Here is a 17,662-nt window from a genome sequence, read left to right on the forward strand (position 1 = left end):
TGTCACCGGCCGAGCTGCTTGTCGATCTCGCTCTGGGCCTTCTTCACCGCGTCGGCGAGGAGGGTGGCCGGATCGCCCTCTCCCCCGACGATCTTCGCCGCGGCCGCGTTGAAGGTGCTGCTCACGGCGGAGTCCCAGGTGCCCGGGTTGTGCTTCCCGTGCTTCGCCGCCAGTTCCACGGTCTCCTTGGCGGTGCCGGTGGAGAGCTTGTCCGCGGTCGCCGCCACGGAGGTGCGCGGCGGCACGTGGAAGCCGTAGCTCTCGGCGAAGTCCTTCTGCAGGTCGGCCTGCTCGACCCACAGCCACTTGACGAACTTCTTGGCCGCGGCCAGGTTCTTGCCCTTGGCGTTGACGCAGCTCGTCCAGCCGCCGACGCGGACGACGGGAACGCCGCCGGCCTTGAAGGCGGGCCACGGCAGGACACCGAAGTCGTCGCCGAGCGCGTCCGCGATCGCGGGCATGGCCCACAGGCCGCACCACTGCATCGGTACGACGCCCTGGGTGAAGGCGGCCGGGTCCCACCAGTCGGTGGTGAAGCCGAGGAGCAGCGACTTGTCGTCGTGCAGGCGCTTCAGGGCCGTGATCGCCTCCAGCGACTGGGCCGATCCGAACGCGACCTTGCCGTCGGGGGTCACCAGGTCGCCGCCGTTGGACCAGACGGCGTTGCTCGGGGAGTCGCCGATGCCGTCGTTGCCGACGAACAGGCCCTTGTTCTTCTTCGTGGTCAGGGCCTTCGCCGCGGAGACGAGGCCGTCGAAGGTGGTGGGCGGGGTGATGCCGGCCTTGGTGAGGACGCTCTTGCGGTAGTAGAGCATGATGACGTCGTCGATCATCTTGACGCCGTAGAGCTTGCCGTCCACGGTGACCGAGCTGATGGCGTTGGCGTTGAAGTCGCTCTTGGCGCTGCCGTACACGTCGTCGAGGGCGGCGATCTGGCCGCCGCGGGCCATCCGCTCGCTGAAGTCGCCGATCTCGAAGACGTCGGGGGCCCCGTCGGTCAGCAGGGTGGCGTTGAGCTTGGCCGCGTAGTCGCCGGGCACCCAGGTCACCTTGACGGCTATGTCCGGGTTGGCCTTCGTGAAGGCGGTGGCGTAGCGGAGCACGGCCTGCTGTGTGCCCGCCTCGCCGTAGGCGTGGTACCAGACGTTGAGGGTGGTCTTGGCGCCCGAGGAGGAGGCGCCCGTGGGGTCGGTGCTGCAGGCGGTCGAGAGGACCGATCCCGCGGCGACGAGCAGCGATCCGGTGAGGAATCCGCGTCGGCTAAGCTCTGGTCTGCGTGCGCTCATGTCGCAAATCCTTCTGTGAGGGTGTGTGTACGGGGCGGATGTGCTCCCTGGTCGGCGCCTTCGCATGTGCTTGCCGGCAGTGGAGGGCGACGGCCAGGGAGTGGTACGCGACGGCTGCGGGGATGCTCAGCCGGCGCCGATCGTGGTGGTGGCCGCGGGCTGGGGGAAGAGAGCCTGGATGGCCACGGCGGCTCCGCCGCGGGCCCATTCCTCCCAGGGCAGCGGGCGGAGCGACAGCGGGCACCGGGAGGCCGCTCCGAAGGCGTGTGCGGCGTACGCCTCCTGGATGTGGCGGCTGAACAGGTCGTAGGCGTCGACGCCTTCGCCGCTGACGACGACACGCTCCGGTCCGACGAGGTTCACGAGCGTGGAGATGCCGACGCCGATGGCACGTCCGGCGCGGGCGAAGGCCTCGCGGGCTTCGGGACGGCCCTCCCGGGCCATGTCGACGACCTCGTGGAAGGTGAGGCGGGGGTTCGCCGCGGCCTCGCGGACCGTCGCGAGGATCACGTCGGTCGAGGCGATCGCCTCGACACAGCCGCGCGCCCCGCAGCGGCAGCGCGGTCCGGTCACATCGACGCAGATGTGACCGACCTCGCCGGCGACGCCGTAGGCCCCGCGGAGCAGGTGCCCGTTGACGACGAGGGCGGAGCCGATGCCCGAGCCGATGGTGACCAGCGCGAAGTAGCCGGTTCCGATGCCTTCGCCGAACCAGTGCTCGGCGACGGTCAGGGCCCTGACGTCGTTCTCGACGGTGACCATCAGGCCGGTGGAGGCGCGGAGCAGTTCGGCGAGCGGGACGTCGCGCCAGCCGAGGAGTCCGGAGTGGCGGAGCCTGCCGCTGTCGCGGTCCACGTCCCCGTTCACGGCGACGCCCAGGTGGCGCGTACGGTCCCGGAACGCGGGGTCGGCGTCGAACAGTTCGTCGACCAGCTCGGCCACGAGCGCGGCCACGGCCTCGGGGGTGCACACGTCGAGCGGACGGGCGGCCGTGGCCCGTATCCCGGCCCGCAGATCGCACACGGCGCCGAAGACCTGGTCGGAACTGATCTTCACTCCGATGAAGAACTCCCGGTCGGGAGCGACCGCGAGCGGGTTGACCGGCCGTCCGGCACCGGGTGCGGTGCGCTCCGGCGGGAGTTCGTACAGATAGCCGTCGTCGATGAGCGGCCTGGCGGCCTTGGTGACCGCGGTCGAGGAGAGCCCGGTGCGGCGTGCCAGTTCCACTCTGCTGAGAGGTCCCTCCGCGAGGAGGAGGGCGAGGACCGCGGTTTCGGCGGGCGCACTGACCAGCGGCTGGGGGTGATGTCGAAACACGGGTGCAACATAGAGCAAATAAATAACTTCTTCCAGTATTGATTTAGGAGTTGGGGCCGCCCTACGCTCGGGCCCGCCTCCGTGGCCAACTCTGGGCCTCGGACGGCGACTTCATCGGCGCTCTGTTCATGTCGCCCTGGATAAGACCCTGTTCCTCTCCGCACGTCAGGGGATCCATCCGTGCTCGCCACGCTCCCGCCCATCACCTTCGATCCCGACCTCGGCCTCGCGGTCCTGCGCACGCCGAACAGCGTGTACGCGCTCCGCGTAGGCTCCGACGGCAGTCCCCGGCACCTGTACTGGGGTGCGCCGCTCGGCACGGACACCCTGGCCGCGCTGCCGGAGGGGGCCTCCCCCGCCGCGAGCAGCTTCGAGGCCGACGCCGCCGCCGACGAACTCGCACCACAGACCGGGGCACGCTTCGGACCGGCCGGCCTTCAGGTCCGCTTCGCCGACGGCACCCGAGGCGCCCAGTGGCACTTCGTGGGTCACACGATCGACTCCGGCGCACTACGACTGCGCCTGGAGGACCGGCGCCGGCCCCTGCGGGCGGAACTCTGCTACCGCGTCCGGCCCGGCACCGACGTCGTCGAGCGCTGGACCGAGCTGACCCACCTCGGGTCCCCTGACAGCGCGGACGGTCCGATCACCGTCGACCGGCTCGACTCGGCGTCCTGGACCGCCCCCGCGCTCGCCGACTACCGCCTCAGCCATCTGGTGGGCGGCTGGAACAGCGAGTTCCAGCTCCAGCGCGACCGGCTTCCCGTCGCCGAGACCGTGCTGACGAGCCGTCGCGGCATCACCGGCCACCACGCGAGCCCCTGGCTGGCCCTCGACGACGGCACCGCCGGCGAGGAGCGGGGCGAGGTGTGGAGCACGGCTCTCGCCTGGAGCGGAAGCTGGCGCGTCACCGTCCACCGTGACCCCGTCGGCCGCACCACCTGGACGGGCGGCTTCGGCCACGAGGGGACCGGCTGGACCCTACGGTCCGGCGAAAGCCTGCGCACGCCCGTGTACGCGGGCCTCTACACCCCGCACGGCTTCGGCGCGGCCAGTCGTGCCTGGCACGACTACGTCCGCCGGCACGTGCTGCCGGGGCCGGAGCGGGACCGGCCGGTGCTCTACAACTCCTGGGAGGCCACCGGATTCGACGTGGACGAGGCCGGTCAGATCCGCCTGGCGCACCTGGCCGCCCGGGTCGGGGCGGAACTCTTCGTCCTGGACGACGGATGGTTCGGCACGCGTCGGGACGACCGGTCCGGGCTCGGCGACTGGACCCCCCGCCCGGAGGCGTTCCCCCGCGGCCTGCGCCCGCTGGCCGACGAGGTGCACCGTCTCGGGATGGACTTCGGACTGTGGGTCGAGCCGGAGATGGTCAACCCCGACAGCGAGCTGTACCGCGCCCACCCGGACTGGGTCGTCCACTCCCCCCACCTCGACGCGACCGAGCTCCGCAACCAGCTCGTGCTGAACTTCGCCCGGCCCGAGGTCGAGGCCTGGGCCCAGGGAACCCTCGACCGGCTGGTCCGCGAGAACGACGTCGACTGGCTCAAGTGGGACGCCAACCGGGCCTTCACCGAGGCGGGATGGGACGGCCACCCCGACCCCGACCGTCTCTGGATCGACCACACGCGGGCCGTCCACCGCGTCATGGACCGGCTCCGCGCCGCCCACCCCGGTCTGCGCATCGAGGCCTGCGCGGGCGGCGGCGGTCGCGTCGACCTCGGCATCCTCGCCCGCACCGATCAGGCCTGGACCTCGGACAACACCGACCCGGTCGACCGGATCGGCATCCAGCACGGCTTCTCCCAGCTCTTCCCCGCCCAGGCCATGGCCGCATGGGTCACCGACAGCCCGAACACCGCCACCGGCCGGCGCACTCCCCTGCGCTTCCGCTTCCACGTCGCCATGGCCGGCGCGCTGGGGCTCGGCGGAGACCTGACGTCCTGGTCCGAGGAGGAACTCGCGGAGACCGCCGAGCTCGTGGCCGCGTACAAGCGGATCCGCCCGCTCGTCCAGAGGGGCCACCAGCACCGGGTCACCCCTGACGGCGCTGCCGTGGCCGCCGTCCACTACGCGGCACCGGACGACAGCGAGCACGCGCTCCTCGTCTGGCGCTCCACGACCCGATTCGGTCACGCCCCCGACCCCGTACGGCTGCCCGCCCTCGACCCCGGGGCCCGCTACCTGGACCCGGACCGGAAGCGTGAGTACAGCGGGGCCGTCCTCGTCCACCGGGGCATCGCACCGGACCTCCCCGCCGGAGACCACGCCAGCGCCCTGATCCGGCTGCGCCGCGTCCCGACCTGAGCGTACGGTCCGAGGCCCCGTTGCCGCGCACGCACTCCCCCGCCCCTAAACGACACCTCTGGATCACTCATGGACACCGCCCAGGACAACGCCCGCGTACTGGTGGTCGGCATCGACGGCGTACGCCTCGACCTCCTCCCCGCACTCGACACCCCCCACCTCGACGGGGTCGCCCGCGCGGGCTTCCTGGCCCCCGTCGAGGTGGACGCCGAGACCCCGACGATGTCCGGACCGTGCTGGACCACGATCGTCACCGGCGTCGGCGTCGCCAAGCACGGGGTGTGGGCCAACCGCTTCGACGGCAACCGGCTCGACGTCTTCCCCGACTTCACGACCCGCCTCGCCGCCGAGTGCGGACGGCGGACCTTCGCCGTCGGCGGCTGGGCACCGCTCTTCCTCGCCCAGCAGGGCGGCCCCCTCTTCGTCGCCCCCACCAGGCTCCGCTACGTCGCTCCCCGCGAGGACACCCCCGAGGCATGGGAGGAGGTGGACGACCGGGTGACCGCCGACGCGGAGCACCTCCTGGGCCTGGACGAGGACCTCCACGCCGGCTTCGTCTATCTGGGCGCCGTCGACGAGACCGCCCACTTCCTCGGCTGCGGCCCGGAATACCGTGCCGCGATCGAGGCCGCGGACCGGCGCCTGGGCCGGCTCCTGGCAGCGGTGCGGCGCCGTCCGGAGCACGAGCGGTGGACGATCATCGTGGTCACGGACCACGGCCACCGCGACGAGGGCGGCCACGGGGGACGCAGCCCGCTGGAGCGCACGGCGTGGATCGCCGCCTGCGGTCCCGACCTGACCGCGGGAGAGCCTCCGGCGGCCCTCCACCACAGCGATGTCGCCGCCCAGGTCTACACGTCCCTCGGCATCACCCCGGATCTGCACTGGACGCTGGACGGAACCCCGTTCAGCTCGTCCGCCGTGTTCACCGCCTGATCCGCACCGGACCGGGCCACTGCCGCCGACGGAGCTGGTCGCCCCCTCGGCGGCAGTGGCGTTCGCGGTTCCCCCACCCGCCGTCAGCGCTTGGCCGGCTTCACGTTCCTGTCGACGCCGTTCACCCGCACGGCGACGGTCGCCTGCGTGCGCGCCCGGTCGGCCACGATCCGGTACGAGGTGACCTTCCCGTCCCGCCAGTCGCAGCTGACCTCGTAGCCGCCGCGGGCGCGCAGGCCCCTGAAGGACCCCTTGGCCTTCCACGCGTCGGGCAGTGCGGGCAGCAACCGGACGACGCCGTCGTGGCTCTGCAGGAGCATCTCCGCCACGGCACCCGAGATGCCGAAGTTGCCGTCCATCTGGAAGGGCGGATGGTTGCAGAACAGGTTGGGCAGCGTGTTGAACGTCAGCAGTCCGCGCAGCATGATCCCGGCGCGGTGCCCGTCGCCGAGGCGGGCGAAGAGGGCCGCCCGCCAGGGCCAGGTCCAGGAGCGGCGGCTGTCGCCCGTCACCGTCGCGGCCGTGAACGGGACGCCGTCCCGCTCCCCGCACCTCGCCTTGAGCGAGACCAGGGCGGCGGCCGCGAGGTCCGGCGTCCTCGTGGTGATCTGCCGGCCCGGGTAGACCGCGAAGAGGTGCGAGGTGTGGCGGTGGGTGTCGGTGGGGCTGTCGATGTCCTCCTGCCACTCCTGCAGCTGCCCCCAGCGGCCGATCCTGTTCGGCGCGAGGCGCGCCTGCATGTCCGCGACCTTGGATCGGTAGTCTGGGTCCGCGTCGAGGACCGCCTCGCAGTCGAGGTAGTTCTGGAACAGGTCCCAGATGATCTGCTGGTCGTACATGACCCCGTCCTCGCGCGGCCCGTGTTCGGGGGACCAGCCGTTCGGCGCGACGAGGAGTCCGTCCTCGCGCTCCTTGAGGTGCCCCTCCCAGAACGTGCAGATCTCCTTGATCATCGGGTACGCGACCGTGCGGAGGTAGCCCATGTCCTGAGTGAACGCCCAGTGCTCGTACAGGTGCTGCGCGTACCAGGCGCTCGCGACGGTGTTCCACTCCCAGGCGTTGCCGCCGAAGACGCTCTGGCTGGTACGGGCCGTCCAGCCCCGGGAGTCCGCGCCGAAGGCGTTGCGGGTCGCCGCGCGGCTGGGGACCGCCACCTGCCGGACGAACCCGACGAGCGCCTCGTGGCACTCCGGCAGGTTCGTCGTCTCGGCTCCCCAGTAGTTCATCTGCACATTGATGTTGGTGTGGTAGTCGGAGGCCCAGGCCGGCGCGTTGCTGTCGTTCCAGAGCCCCTGGAGGTTGGCGGGCAGTCCGCCCGGGCGCGAGGAACTGATCAGCAGGTATCGCCCGAGGTCGAACATCGTCTGTTCGAGGGTGGGGTCCTGCCCGCCGGCCGCGTACCGTGCGAGCCGGGCGGGGGTGGGGAGGGCGACGACGGCGTCGGCGGAGGTGCCCCAGTCGACGGAGACGCGGTTCATGAGGGCCCGCGTCCCGGCGGTGTGCTCCTCGCGCAACTCGTCGTAGGACCGGGCGGCGGCCGCGTCGAGCGTGCTCACGACGACCGGTTCCGGATCGGCTCCGCGCCACCCTGCGGCGGCGTCGAGCTTGTAGTCGGTGCGGGCGTCGAGCAGCAGTGTCAGGCTCGTGCAGTCGCTGAACCGGAGCGTCTGCCCCTGCGCGCGTACCTCTCCGTCCGCGTGCGCGACCTGGACGGTGCAGGCGTGCTTGAGGCCGTTGCCCATGACGCCGCGGAAGGCGATCCTCCCGGCGGCGGCGTCGACGGTGGTCGGAGCCCCCTCCTGTCCTGAGGTCAGGGAGATCACTCCGGACAGTCCCCGGTCGGTGTCCGAGGTGTACCGGAAGACCATGACGTCCGCGGTCCGGCTGGCGAAGGCCTCCCGCAGGACGCGCCGGCCCGGCCCGCCGAAGCGGGTGACGTGGAGGCCCTGGGCGAAGTCCAGGGCACGCTGGTAGTCGACGAACGTGCGCAGGGCGCGCGTGTCGAGACCCGTGCCCGCCAGGGCGACCTCCGCGATCTGGAAGCCGGTGGAGGCCTTGCCGGGGGTGAAGGTGATCCGGTAGGTGCGGTAGGCCGTGCCGTTGGTGATCCGGTAGGTCCGGGTCTCACCGCGGCCGGCGAAGGACGCCCCCGGGTTCCGGGCGTCGAGGGTCACCCATGTGTGCCCGTCCTGCGAGCCTTCGAGCACCCACCTCCGGGGGTCGTCCTGTGCGCGGTCGGGGGCGGCAGTCAGCGCGTACGAGGTGACGACGGCCGCCCTGGGCAGGTCGGCCTGCCAGACGACCGCGGGTGCGCCTCCCTCCACCCGCCAGACGGTGGCGGGATCGGCGTCCACCGAACGCGAGATGTCCTGCGCGCCGGCCACGGTGCCGGATCCCTCGGAGTGTCCGCTGGGCGAGGACAGGTACATCGTGCCTCCCCCGAGGACGTCGACTCCGGAGAGGGCTATCTCGCTCACCTGGAAGTGGCTGACTCCGGCCCTGGGGACGAAGTCGAAGCGGTAGAAGCGGTAGGTCCCGGTGCCGCCGCAGGTGAACTCCTTCGTCTGGAAGCGGCTCTCGAACGGTGCCGCCAGAGTGCGGCTGTCCAGCGTGGTCCAGGTGGCGCCGTCGGAGGAACCGGACAGCGTCCACTCCTGCGGGTCGCGCTCCGGAACGTCGTTGGCGCTCGTCAGACGGTAGGTCGCGACCGCGACGGGGTCGGGCAGCTCGACCTGCCACTGCACCTTCGTGCCCGGTCCGTCGATGCACCACTTGGTGCTCGGCGTGCCGTCGTACGTCTTGTCGACGCCCTCCGTCGAGGAGGTCCGGTACGGGCCTCCGGGCGCCGTGACCTGCGGGCGGTCGTGGAAGGAGACCACGACGTCACCGAAGTTCCGGTACGAGCCGAAGCCGGTCATGCCGGTGTCGAAGTCGCTGTCCGGCTTGCCGGCGAGGGCGTTGTCGTAGTCGTTGACCCCGCCCCACAGGCTCTGCTCGTTGAACTGGATGCGTTCCTGGTCGGGGTCGGCGAAGAGCATGGCGCCCAGTCGGCCGTTGCCGATCGGCAGGGCCTGCGACTGCCAGTCCAGGGCGGGGACGGGGTACTTCAGCGCCGTTCGCGAGAGGGCCGGCCACGGGACGGCCGCCGAAGCGGAGGCGGGCGCGGCGGCGGCTTCTCCGGCCGGCGTCAGGTCGGTCAGCTGAGCGAGCAGAGGGGCGAGGGCGAACGCACCCCCGAACTTGAGGACACTTCGTCGCTGCGGTCGGGCCTCGTCGGTCATGGCAGGGTCTCCCATCCATGCAGGGGTTCTCTTGCGGGGAAGTGGGGGCTCAGCGGCTTTCGCCGAAGGGGTCGTCATCACGGGCTCCCCTTGTCGATCACGATGACGTCCAGGACCCTCGGCCCGTGCACGCCCTCCACCCGGTCCGGTTCGATGTCGCTGGTGGCCGAAGGTCCATGAAGAGGGCTATGCGCATGGTGCTTCCTTCGGCGGACCCGGGGATCCGGTGATCGTCAGGCCGTAGGTCCGCGTGGCGGTGCCGGCGAAGACCTCGTGGCGTTCCGCCGGGTCGAGTCGTGCCGTCACCGCGTGTGCGGCGCCGAGGACTTCGGCGTAGGTCGCCGCGAGACGGCAGACGGGCCAGTCGGATCCGTACATCAGCCGCTCCGGACCGAAGGCGTCCAGGACCGTGTCGGCGTACGGCCTGAGGCCGTCCGGAGTCCATGAGTGCCAGTCGGCCTCGGTGACCAGGCCGGAGAGTTTGCAGACGGTGTTCGGCAGGGCGGCGAGCCGTCGGATCCGCCCGGCCCAGGGGGCGAGTGCACCGGAGGCGACGGGCGGTTTGCCCAGGTGGTCGAGGACGAAGGTGAGTCCCGGCAGAAGCCCGGCGGCCTCGGTCGCGGCCTCCAGCTGATGGGGCTTCACCACGAGGTCGTAGACGAGTCCGGCCCCGGCGACCGCGGCCAGACCGCGCAGCACGTCGGGGCGGGTGAGCCAGCGGGGGTCCGGTTCTCCCTGCACCTGGTGGCGGATGCCGACCAGGTGCTCGCCGCCCGGTCCCGCGCGCAGGCTCGCGAGGGTGTCGGCGACGTCGGCGGCGGTCAGGTCGGTCCAGCCGACCACGCCGGCGACCAGGTCGCTGCGCGCGGCCAGGGAGAGGAATTCCGGGGTCTCCTCCGGCACGGTGATCGTCTGCACCAGCACGGTGGCGGCGACTCCGGCCGCGCGGGCCTCGGGCTCCAGGTCGGCGAGGGTGAAATCGCGCCGGAGCGGCGCCAGTTCGGGTCCGGAGATCCAGTCCTGGTCGCGTACGGACAGCTGCCAGACGTGGTGGTGGGCGTCGACGACGCGGAGCTGGGGACGGGCGGCGGTCACAGTTGCCACACCACCGGCAGCGAGGCGTCCGCACCCTCGGCGGAGTAGTCGTGGACGACGTCCAGGAGTTCCGCCATCCGTGCCTGCCAGGCGATGTTGACCGGCAGCTTCCCGAGCGCGGCGATCATCGCCGCGTAGTCGTCCACCTCCAGGGTGTGGAAGAGATCGGTGCCGCTGCGCCAGATCGTCCACTCGCGCACGCCGGCGGCGCGGATGGCGGCGGTCAGCTCCTCGGGCACCTCGCGGTGCGCCGCCTCGTACTCCCCCACGCGGTCGGCGCGGACCCTGGTGTGCAGGGCGACCCTCATGACTCCTCCTTGGAAGGTCCGGCGTGGGGGACGGGGACGTCCGGGGCCAGGAGGCCCTCGGCGCGCAGTTCGTCCCACAGCGCGTCCGGGACGGGCCGGCTCAGCTGCTCCACGGTGTCGCGCACCTCTCCGGGGGACCGCGCGCCCGTGAGGACGCTCGCGACGGCGGGGTGACCGAACGGGAAGTGCAGGGCGGCGGCGCGCAGCGGGACGCCGTGGCGTTCGGTGATCTCCAGGAGCCGCAGGGCGCGGTCGAGCACCGGTCGCGGGGCGGGCGCGTAGTCGTACGTGGCACCCGGCCCCGGAGCGGTGAGCAGGCCGGAGTTGAGTACGCCTCCGATGATCACGCCGCGGCCGCGGGCGGCCGCCTCCGGCAGCAGTTCGCCGAGCCCGTCCTGGTCGAGCAGGGTGTAGCGGCCGGCGAGGAGGACCACGTCGATGTCGGTGTCGCGCAGGAAGCGGGCGGGCAGCGCGGACTGGTTCATCCCGACGCCGATCGCCCCGACGACGCCTTCGGCGCGCAGCCGCTCAAGGGCCGGGTACGCCTCGCGCAGGGCCTGCTCGGCATGGTCGTCCGGGTCGTGCAGGAGAGCGAGGTCGACACGGTCGAGGCCGAGGCGGTCCAGGCTCGCGTCCAGGGAGCGCAGCACTCCGTCGGCGCTGAAGTCCCAGACTCTGCGGTGGGTCGCGGGAACGGCGAAGCCGTTGGCGAGGTCGTCGCGGCCGCGGCCCTCGGCGTCGGGCACGAGGAGGCGGCCCACTTTGGTGGAGAGGGTGTACTCGTCGCGGGGTCGGCCGTGCAGTGCCGCCCCGAGGCGCCGTTCCGACAGACCCAGACCGTAGTGGGGTGCGGTGTCGAAGGTGCGGACGCCGGCGTCCCAGGCCGCGTCCACGGTGGCGCGGGCCGTCTCGTCGCTCACCGGCTCGTAGAGGTTGCCGAGGGCTGCGCAGCCCAGCGCCAGGCGTGAGACCCGGAGGGCGCCCCCGCCCGCGGTGGTCCTCACGAGTGGACCGCCGGGCGCAGGCGCAGTCCCTGCATGCCGCCGTCGACGGCGAGTGCGGTGCCGGTGACACTGGCGGCGGCGGGACCGGCGAGGTACACGATGGCGGCCGCCACTTCCTCGGCCGTGACCAGGCGGCCCATGGGCTGGCGGGCTTCGAGGGCGGCGCGCTCGGCCCGTGGGTCGTCGGCGGCGTCCAGGAGCCGGCTCACCCAGGGGGTGTCGGCGGTGCCGGGGTTGACGCAGTTGACCCGGATGCCCTCGCGGACGTGGTCCGCGGCCATGGCGAGGGTGAGGGACAGTACGGCGCCCTTGCTCGCGGAGTACAGGGCCCGCTGAGGCAGCCCGGCGGTGGCGGCGATGGAGCAGGTGTTGACGACGGCGGCGTGCAGGGATCGGCGCAGATGCGGCAGGGCGGCCCGGGTGGTGCGGACCATGCCGACGACGTTGACGTCCAGGACGCGGTGCCACTGCTCGTCGTCGTTGTCCTCGACGGTCCCGGCGGCGCCGATGCCCGCGTTGTTGACGAGGATGTCGATGCCGCCCAGGTGTGCGGCGGCGGCGTCCACGGCCGCGCGTACCGAGGCGTCGTCCCCGACGTCGGCCTTGAGGGCGAGCAGCGGCCCGGGCACACCGGCCGGGTCGAGGTCGAGCACGGCGACCGCGGCGCCGCGCTCGGCAAGCTCGTGGGCCGTGGCGAGTCCGATGCCGGACGCGCCGCCGGTGACGAGGGCCCTGAGGCCTGACAGCTCGGTCATGCCGCGTTCTCCTGTCCGGTGCGGTCGGCGACCCAGAACGTTCCGTCCGGGTAGCGGTACTCGGCCATGGACTCCGCCCGCATGGTGGCGGAGAAGCCGGGGGCGAGCGGCGCGGCGTAGTGGCCGTCGCGTATCACCACGGGGTCGGTGAAGTGCTGGTGGAGGTGGTCGACGTATTCGATCACGCGGTTCTCGGTGGTGCCGGACAGTGCCAGGTAGTCGAACATCGACAGGTGCTGGACCAGCTCGCACAGTCCCACCCCGCCGGCGTGCGGGCAGACCGGCACACCGGACTTGGCGGCGAGCAGCAGGATCGCGAGGTTCTCGTTCACGCCTCCGACGCGGGCGGCGTCGATCTGGAGGACGTCGATGGCGCCGGCTTCCAGGAGCTGCTTGAAGACGACCCGGTTCTGGACGTGCTCGCCGGTGGCGACCTTCACCGGTGCCACGGCCTTGCGGATCGTCGCGTGGCCGAGGATGTCGTCCGGGCTGGTGGGCTCCTCGATCCAGTACGGGTCGAATTCGGCGAGGGCGCCGGTCCAGTCGATCGCCTCGTTCACGTTCCACCGCTGGTTGGCGTCGATGGCGATGCGGATGCCGTCGCCGACGGCGGCCCGTGCGGTGCGCAGTCGTCGGATGTCGTCGTCGAGGTCGGCACCGACCTTGAGCTTGATCTGGGTGAAGCCGTCCGCGACCGCCTGCCGGGCGAGCCGGGTGAGCTTGTCGTCGGAGTAGCCGAGCCAGCCCGGGGAGGTGGTGTAGGCGGGGTAGCCGTGTTCCAGCAGGGCCGTCTCGCGCTCGGCGAGGCCGGCGCGCCCCTCGTGGAGGAGGTGGAGGGCTTCCTCGGGGGTGAGGGCATCGGCGATGTAGCGGAAGTCGATCTGGGAGACCAGCCATTCCGGGGAGGCGTGGGCGAGCAGCTGCCACAGCGGCTTGCCTTCGCGCTTGGCGGCCAGGTCCCACACGGCGTTGACGACGGCGCCGATCGCCATGTGCATCACGCCCTTCTCGGGGCCGAGCCAGCGCAGCTGGCTGTCTCCGACGAGGTCGCGGCTGAGTGAGCCCGGGTCGGCGCAGAGTTCCGCCACGGGGCGTCCCACCACGTGGTGCCGCAGCGCGTCGATGGCGGCGACCTGGACGTCGTTGCCGCGTCCGATGGTGAAGGTGAAGCCGTGTCCTTCGAGCCCGTCGCCGGCGTCGGTGCGCAGGATCAGGTAGGCGGCGGAGTAGTCGGGGTCCGGGTTCATCGCGTCCGAGCCGTCCAGTTCCCGTGAGGTCGGGAAGCGGATGTCGAAGGTGTCGACCGCGGTGATCCGGGCGGGGGTTGCAGTCAAGGGGGTGCCTTTCACGCGCGGCCGAAGGTCTGGCGCTGGCTGCCGAGCCCGTCGACGGACAGCTCGACGGTGTCGCCGGGAGTCAGGAAGGGGGTGCCGGGCAGGCCGAGGGCCACGCCGGCGGGGGTGCCCGTGTTGATGACGTCGCCCGGCTCCAGGACCATGTACTGGCTGAGGTACGACACGATGTGGTCGACCGGGAAGATCATGTCGCCGGTGTGGCCGTCCTGCCGCTTCACCCCGTTGACGCTCAGGCGCAGTCCGAGGTTCTGGGGGTCGCCGGCCTCGTCGGCGGTGACGAGCCAGGGGCCGAGGGGGTTGAAGGTCTCGCAGGACTTGCCGAGGTCCCACTGGGACGAGTACTCCAGTTGGAACTCGCGCTCGGACACGTCGTGGCTGATCGCGTACCCCGCGATCACGGCCCGTGCGGCGGCCGGCCCGTCGAGGTAGCGCGCCCGGCGGCCTATGACGACGGCGAGTTCGACCTCCCAGTCCGTCTTCACAGAGCGGCGGGGGATCAGCACCTCGTCGTACGGGCCGACGACCGTGCCCGGGTCCTTCATGAACACGACCGGCCGTGCGGGGACGGGCGCGCCGGTCTCGGCGGCGTGGTCACGGTAGTTCAGGCCGACGCAGACGACCTTGCCGGGACGGGCGACGGGCGCACCGATGCGTAGTCCTTCGGGGTCCAGCTCGGGAAGCGATCCCTCCGCGAGCGCCGTACGGGCCCGGTCGAGGCCGCCCGAGGCGAGGAAGGCGCCGTCGATGTCGGAGGCCACGGAGGACAGGTCGAGCAGCCGGCCGTCGTCGGTGCGGACGGCGGGCCGCTCCTCACCGGGGGCACCGACACGTAGCAGTTTCACAGACAACTCCCTTGCCATGGCTGGTTCGTCGAGGAGGTCGGCCGCAGGGTTCTTCGATGGCCCGCACCTTCGGACATCGGACGGAGTCATCGGAGGTATGGCGGCAGCGCGACTGTAGACACAGGGAGGCGGACACCGCAACGGATACCTCCGATGTATCGCGGAACTCCAGGCCCTACGCCCGGAAATCGGGTGCGAACGGACCCTTGTCAGCGCCTGCGACACCGTCGTAACGTCTCGGCGTCCGCGATACATCGGAGGAATGTGGGATGTCCCCCACGCCCACTCCCACGCCGGGCCGCCCCCGCCCGGACGGCGGGCGCGCCCCTGCCCCGGCAGGCGCATCCGCCACCTCCCACCTCGCTCCGCGGCTCCCCCGCCCCGGCTCAGGAGAGAACACCGCCATGAAGCTCGCTCGCACCCGTTCCACCGCTACGGCAGCCGCCGCCGTCCTCGCGGTGCTGTCCCTCGCCACCGCGTGCAACCGCGAGGGCGCGGACTCCGCCAAGCCCGGCGGCGGCAAGCCCGCCATCGGCATCGACCTGCCCCGCTCCGACTCCGACTTCTGGAACTCCTACGCGCAGTACCTGAACAAGGACATCGCGTCCGGAGGCGTCCACACCCTGCCCCTGAGCAACTCGCAGAACGACATCACCAAGCTGGTCGCCAACGTGCAGGTGTTCCAGAACACCGGGGCCAAGGCCGTCGTCATGGCACCCCAGGACACCGGCGCCGTGGCCTCGACCCTCGACACCCTGTCGGCGGCGAAGATCCCGGTGGTCAGCGTCGACACCCGGCCGGACAAGGGCGACGTCTACATGGTGGTCCGGGCCGACAACCGGGCGTACGGCACCAAGGCCTGCGAGTTCCTCGGCAAGCAGCTGAACGGCGAGGGCAAGGTCGCCGAGCTCCAGGGCGCCCTGGACTCCATCAACGGGCGGGACCGCTCCGAGGCGTTCGGCGCGTGCATGAGGACGAAGTTCCCGAAGATCAAGGTCTTCGAGCTGCCCACCGACTGGAAGGGCGACGTGGCCTCCGCGAAGCTCCAGTCACTGCTCGCCCAGAACCCGGACCTGAACGGCATCTACATGCAGGCCGGCGGCGTCTTCCTGCAGCCGACGCTCGCCCTCCTGGAGCAGAAGGGGCTGCTGAAGCCGGCCGGCGCGAAGGGCCACATCTCGATCATCTCCAACGACGGCATCCCGCAGGAGTTCGACGCGATCCGCAAGGGACAGATCGACGCCACGGTCTCCCAGCCCGCCGACCTCTACGCCAAGTACGCGCTCTACTACGCCGAGGCCGCGACCGAGGGCAAGACCTTCCAGCCGGGTGCGACGGACCACGGCTCCACCATCGTCAAGATCCCGAACGGCCTGGAGGACCAGCTGCCCGCCCCGCTGGTGACCAAGGAGAACGTCGAGGACAAGGCGCTGTGGGGCAACAACGTCGGCTGACCGCCGGCGCCCGCGGCGGGAAGGGTGACACCGTCCTCTCCCCGCGCCGCGCCCCACCCCGCGTTCCCCCGCACCCCCGCACTCCCGCACCCCGGCACCCCGGCACCCGCACACGAAGGACGGTATCCACCATGGCGGACACCGCGACCGCCCCGGCGACAGTGCCCGGGCACCCGGCCCCGGTGGCCGAGGCCACCGGCATCACCAAACGGTTCGGCGCGACCGTCGCCCTGCGCGACGCCCGCATCAGCGTCGCGGCGGGCGAGTCGCACGCCCTGGTCGGACGCAACGGCGCCGGCAAGTCGACGCTCGTGTCCGTCCTCACCGGACTCCAGCGACCCGACACCGGATCCCTGCGCTTCTCGGGCACACCGGCACCCGCCGTCGGCGACATCGACGCCTGGCGGTCCCGCGTCGCCTGCGTCTACCAGCACTCCACGGTCATCGGCGAGCTCACGGTCGCCGAGAACCTCTTCCTCAACCGACAGAGCGCCGGCCCGCTGCGGCGGATCCGCTGGAAGCAGCTCCGGGTCCGCGCGGAGGAGTTGCTCGGCGAGTACGGCGTCGAGGTCGACCCCTCCGCACGCGCGAAGGACCTCACCGTCGAGCAGCGGCAGTTCGTCGAGATCGCCCGGGCACTGTCCTTCGGCGCCCGCTTCATCATCCTCGACGAGCCGACCGCCAAGCTCGACGCCCGTGGCATCGGGCGCCTCTTCGACAAGCTCCGCGACCTCCAGGAGCAGGGCGTCGCCTTCCTCTTCATCTCCCACCACCTGCAGGAGGTGTACGACCTCTGCAGCACGGTCACGGTCTACCGCGACGCGGCGCACGTCCTCACCGCGCCGGTGGCCCGGCTCGGCCGTCAGGCGCTGGTCGAGGCCATGACCGGCGAGTCCGCCTCCCTCACGCCCCCGGCCGGGGGCGCGGCCCCGGCGGTGGCGGCCGGCTCGGCGGAGCTGCTGACGATCGACGCGCTGACCCTGCCCGGTGCCTGCGAGGAGCTGTCGCTCTCGGTCCGCTCGGGCGAGGTGGTGGGGCTCGCCGGTTCGGCGGCCAGCGGCAACGTGCGGGTGGGCGAGGCCGTCGCCGGTCTGCATCGCGCCAAGGGCGGCACGATCTCGGCCGGCGGCAGGATCGTACGCACCGGCAGCGTGCCGTCCGCGCTCGCCGCCGGGGTCGGTCTGGTCCCCGAGGACCGCCATCTCCAGGGCCTGGTGAACGACCGCAGCGTGGCGGAGAACGCGACGCTCACCGTCACCGATCAGCTCGGCCCGTTCGGCACGGTGCTGCCCTCCCGGACGAAGGTCTTCGCCCGGCGCATGATCCGGGATCTCGACATCAAGACCCCGGGAGCCGCCACCCCTGTCTCCGCCCTCTCCGGCGGCAACCAGCAGAAGGTCGTGGTCGCCCGCGCCCTCGCCACCGACCCCCACGTCCTGGTGGCCATCCGGCCCACCAACGGCGTCGACGTCAAGTCCAAGGAGTTCCTGCTCGGCAGGATCCGACGGGTCGCCGACGGCGGCAGGGCCGCGCTGATCGTCTCCGACGAGCTCGACGACCTCAAGGTCTGCGACCGGGTGGTCGTCATGTTCCACGGCCGGGTGGTCGCCGAGTTCCGGCGCGGCTGGAAGGACGAGGACGTCGTCGCCGCCATCGAGGGCGTCGCCGACACCGGCACCGCATCCCCCGCACCCGGCACCGACAAGCACGGAAGGTAGT

At 71.8% G+C, this 17,662-nt stretch carries 13 protein-coding genes and 1 pseudogene; 4 read left to right on the top strand and 10 right to left on the bottom strand.

The annotated features are described in order from the left end of the window. Positions 1-2: 2 nt before the first annotated feature. Entirely contained in the window at positions 3-1,286 is a 1,284-nt protein-coding gene (locus ACF07V_RS07065) for an ABC transporter substrate-binding protein (protein ID WP_392151904.1), read from the bottom strand. A 126-nt stretch (positions 1,287-1,412) separates the two neighbouring features. Further along, positions 1,413-2,603 carry an ROK family protein gene (locus tag ACF07V_RS07070; RefSeq protein WP_392151906.1) on the bottom strand — a complete coding sequence of 397 codons (1,191 nt, stop codon included), beginning with the start codon at positions 2,601-2,603 and terminating at the stop codon, positions 1,413-1,415. A gap of 180 nt (positions 2,604-2,783) precedes the next feature. Here ACF07V_RS07070 and ACF07V_RS07075 point away from each other — a divergent pair, with 180 nt between their 5' ends. Beyond that, positions 2,784-4,913 (top strand): alpha-galactosidase, encoded by a 2,130-nt coding sequence (locus ACF07V_RS07075; protein WP_392151907.1) that lies wholly within the window; start codon positions 2,784-2,786, stop codon positions 4,911-4,913. A 69-nt stretch (positions 4,914-4,982) separates the two neighbouring features. After that, positions 4,983-5,849, top strand: coding sequence for an alkaline phosphatase family protein (locus ACF07V_RS07080; RefSeq protein WP_392151909.1), 867 nt, complete (start codon positions 4,983-4,985; stop codon positions 5,847-5,849). A gap of 83 nt (positions 5,850-5,932) precedes the next feature. Here ACF07V_RS07080 and ACF07V_RS07085 read toward each other — a convergent pair whose 3' ends face one another. The 8 genes and pseudogenes from ACF07V_RS07085 to ACF07V_RS07120 all read right to left on the bottom strand — a co-directional run bounded on the left by ACF07V_RS07085 (position 5,933) and on the right by ACF07V_RS07120 (position 14,489). Then, positions 5,933-9,130 carry a glycoside hydrolase N-terminal domain-containing protein gene (locus ACF07V_RS07085; protein WP_392151911.1) on the bottom strand — a complete coding sequence of 1,066 codons (3,198 nt, stop codon included), beginning with the start codon at positions 9,128-9,130 and terminating at the stop codon, positions 5,933-5,935. A gap of 77 nt (positions 9,131-9,207) precedes the next feature. Continuing rightward, positions 9,208-9,309, bottom strand: a pseudogene (locus ACF07V_RS07090) (lactate utilization protein C); the annotation flags it as partial. 7 nt (positions 9,310-9,316) lie between these two features. Next, on the bottom strand, positions 9,317-10,225 hold the full coding sequence (locus ACF07V_RS07095) for an amidohydrolase family protein (RefSeq protein WP_392151913.1): 909 nt from the start codon (positions 10,223-10,225) through the stop codon (positions 9,317-9,319). Then, positions 10,222-10,533, bottom strand: a complete 312-nt coding sequence (locus tag ACF07V_RS07100) for an L-rhamnose mutarotase (protein ID WP_392151915.1) — start codon at positions 10,531-10,533, stop codon at positions 10,222-10,224. Before ACF07V_RS07100 ends, ACF07V_RS07095 begins: the two co-directional genes overlap by 4 nt. Next, positions 10,530-11,537: an aldo/keto reductase gene (locus tag ACF07V_RS07105; protein ID WP_392151917.1), complete on the bottom strand. Its 1,008-nt coding sequence runs from the start codon at positions 11,535-11,537 to the stop codon at positions 10,530-10,532. The genes ACF07V_RS07100 and ACF07V_RS07105 overlap by 4 nt, the downstream gene beginning before the upstream one ends. Further along, the gene (locus tag ACF07V_RS07110) at positions 11,534-12,292 is read right to left on the bottom strand and encodes an SDR family NAD(P)-dependent oxidoreductase (protein WP_392151919.1); all 759 of its coding nucleotides are present in this window, start codon (positions 12,290-12,292) and stop codon (positions 11,534-11,536) included. Before ACF07V_RS07110 ends, ACF07V_RS07105 begins: the two co-directional genes overlap by 4 nt. Then, positions 12,289-13,626 (bottom strand): L-fuconate dehydratase, encoded by a 1,338-nt coding sequence (locus ACF07V_RS07115; RefSeq protein WP_392151921.1) that lies wholly within the window; start codon positions 13,624-13,626, stop codon positions 12,289-12,291. Before ACF07V_RS07115 ends, ACF07V_RS07110 begins: the two co-directional genes overlap by 4 nt. Positions 13,627-13,637: 11 nt before the next feature. Then, entirely contained in the window at positions 13,638-14,489 is an 852-nt protein-coding gene (locus ACF07V_RS07120) for a fumarylacetoacetate hydrolase family protein (RefSeq protein ID WP_392151923.1), read from the bottom strand. A 404-nt stretch (positions 14,490-14,893) separates the two neighbouring features. Here ACF07V_RS07120 and ACF07V_RS07125 point away from each other — a divergent pair, with 404 nt between their 5' ends. Both ACF07V_RS07125 and ACF07V_RS07130 read left to right on the top strand, forming a co-directional pair. Continuing rightward, positions 14,894-15,943: a sugar ABC transporter substrate-binding protein gene (locus ACF07V_RS07125; protein WP_392151924.1), complete on the top strand. Its 1,050-nt coding sequence runs from the start codon at positions 14,894-14,896 to the stop codon at positions 15,941-15,943. Between the two features lie 131 nt (positions 15,944-16,074). Continuing rightward, positions 16,075-17,661 carry a sugar ABC transporter ATP-binding protein gene (locus ACF07V_RS07130; RefSeq protein ID WP_392151926.1) on the top strand — a complete coding sequence of 529 codons (1,587 nt, stop codon included), beginning with the start codon at positions 16,075-16,077 and terminating at the stop codon, positions 17,659-17,661. Position 17,662 lies beyond the last annotated feature (1 nt).

Origin of the sequence: Streptomyces sp. NPDC015661 (assembly GCF_043077765.1) — a bacterium.
In the GTDB taxonomy this organism is placed as follows: Bacteria; Actinomycetota; Actinomycetes; order Streptomycetales; family Streptomycetaceae; genus Streptomyces.